Below are 2,313 nucleotides of genomic sequence, written 5' to 3' on the forward strand. Positions count from 1 at the left end.
TGAGCCGTCCGGAGTTCGCCGCCGTGGGGGATGGGTATGGAGATCGTCTTTTTGTGCGAGCAGTATCCCCCGATCATCTGGGACGGGGCGGGTGTCTACACCCACGACATCGCGCACGCCCTGGTCGCACTCGGCCATCGGGTGCACATCGTGGCCGCGCAGGGGCGTCGGCGCACGGACGAGGACCACGACGGGGTGCTCGTCCATCGGCGACCGCTTCTGCGTCTACCGGTCAGCCGCTATCTCGGCAAGGTCGGTCGTTCGATGCAGGGCGCGGACCATCCGCGGGACTCACTCGCCCTGCGGTTCATCCTCGCCGTGTCCTACGCGTTCTGGCTGCGCCGGCTGAACCTGCACCCGGACGTCATCGAGACCCAGGACGGCGAGACCCGTGGCCTGCGCACCGCGCTGCGCCGGGACGTCCCGCTGGTGATCCACCTGCACACCCCGACGATGATGGACGTCCGGCTGCGGCAGGGTAAGTTGCACGGCCGCGGTGCCCTGGCGGACCGGATCGACCGGTTCTCCGCCGTCCGCGCCGACGTGCGGACCGCACCGTCCGAGCTGATCGTCACGACGTTGCGCGACTTCGGCTGGCTGAAGAAGAAGCAGGACGCCGACGTCATCCCGTACCCGTTCGATCGCACCCCGTACACCGGGGTGGTCCCGCCCCGGCAGACCGACCCGGTGCTGTTCGTCGTCGGCCGGCTGGAATGGCGCAAGGGTCTCGACGTGCTGCTGTCGGCGGCCGCGCTGCTCAAGGAGCGGGGGGCGGCGGCCACGGTGGTGCTCGCCGGCCAGTCCTCGGGCGTCATCGACGGTGTGCCGACGGGTGAGTGGCTCCAGCGGCGGGCCACCGAGCTGGGCGTGGCATGCCGGTTCGCGGGGCATCTGAGCCGTCCCGAACTCGTCAAGGCGTATGAGGAGGCGCGGGTCGTGGTCGTCCCGAGCCGGTTCGAGAGCTTCTCCATCGCCGGCCTGGAAGGCATGGCCTCGGGACGTCCCGTCGTCGCGACCGCCACGACGGGTGTCGCGACCTGGGTGGCGAAGTGGGAGGGCGGCACGGTCGTGCCGCCGGAGGACCCGCGGGCACTCGCGGACGCGCTCGAGCCGTTCCTGCGCGACCCCGAACTCGCCGTCACCGTCGGCGCGCGGGGCCGGGCCGGCACCGCCGAACTGGAACCGCGGCGCATCGCGGCGGTGCGCCTGACGGCCTACCAGAAGGCGATCGACCGGCATGCGGCCCGACGTCGGCTGCGCCGTCCGCGTCCGGCACAGGCCTGAACCGGCGTGCGCATCCTCGAACCGCGGCCACGACACTCCGATCAGCGGTGTCAGCGGTGACCGGTCTGGCCGGGATCGAACTCGAACATCCGGTGCTGAACGCGGCGGGAACCTGCAAGTCACTGCGGGACGTGGAAGCGTTCGCCCGCAGCGCGGTGGCGGCCATCGTGGTCGGATCGATCACGGTGGCACCGCGGGCCGGTAACACCGGCACCGTCTACTGGCCGGGCGGGACCTTCTCCGTCAACGCCCTCGGTCTGCCCAACCGCGGGCTCGACGAGTACGCCGAGCAGCTGCCGCGGATGGTCGAGATCGCTCACGAGGCCGGCAAGCCGCTGATCGTCAGCATCGCCGGCTTCGACGTCGCCGAGTACCGGCACATGGCCGAGGTCGTCGGCGCGGCCGGAGTCGACCTGATCGAGGTGAACCTCGCCTGCCCCAACGTCTGGGACGGCGGGGCGCAGAAGCGCATCGCCTGCTTCGACCCACGCCAGACCGCGGCGGTCTGCGCCCAGGTCGGCGCCGCCCTGGACGCGCTGGCCGCCGCGGATGGGGGCCGCAGGGTGCCGTACGGGGTGAAGATCTCGCCGTTCTCCGATCCCGCCGCCCTGGCCGAACTCGCCGACGTGCTCGGCCGGGCCGCCACGTCCGGGTCCAGGGCTGGGGCCGGCCCCGGCGGGCCCGCCTTCGTCACCGCGGTGAACACCTTCCCGAACGCGCTCGTGGTCGACGCGGCGGGACGTCCCGTCCTCGACGTCGAACTGGCCGGGCTCAGCGGCCCGGCGCTCAAGCCCATCGGCCTGGGTCAGGTGCGTCAGCTGCGCCGGCTCCTGCCCGACACGGTGGCGCTCGTCGGCGCCGGCGGGATCACCGACGGGCACGACGTCGTCGACTACCAGCGGGCGGGCGCGGTCGTGGTGCAGGCGGCGACGGCGTTCTGGAACCGCGGCGAGGACCCCACGGTGTTCGGCGAGATCCTCTCCGGCTGGATCGATGAGGCGGACCCCGACCAGCTCGCCGCCGCGGACC

General features: G+C 72.4%; 2 protein-coding genes. Both read left to right on the forward strand.

Translation table 11 applies throughout. The features are described 5' to 3' along the window. Positions 1-36: 36 nt before the first annotated feature. Positions 37-1,284, forward strand: a complete 1,248-nt coding sequence (locus G6R24_RS20330) for a glycosyltransferase family 4 protein (protein ID WP_163550745.1) — start codon at positions 37-39, stop codon at positions 1,282-1,284. A gap of 56 nt (positions 1,285-1,340) precedes the next feature. Then, positions 1,341-2,313: beta/alpha barrel domain-containing protein (locus G6R24_RS20335; RefSeq protein WP_163550746.1), on the forward strand; the 973-nt coding region annotated here is incomplete at its 3' end.

It is taken from the genome of Candidatus Frankia nodulisporulans (assembly GCF_902806475.1).
GTDB classification, from domain to species: domain Bacteria; phylum Actinomycetota; class Actinomycetes; order Frankiales; family Frankiaceae; genus Frankia; species Frankia umida.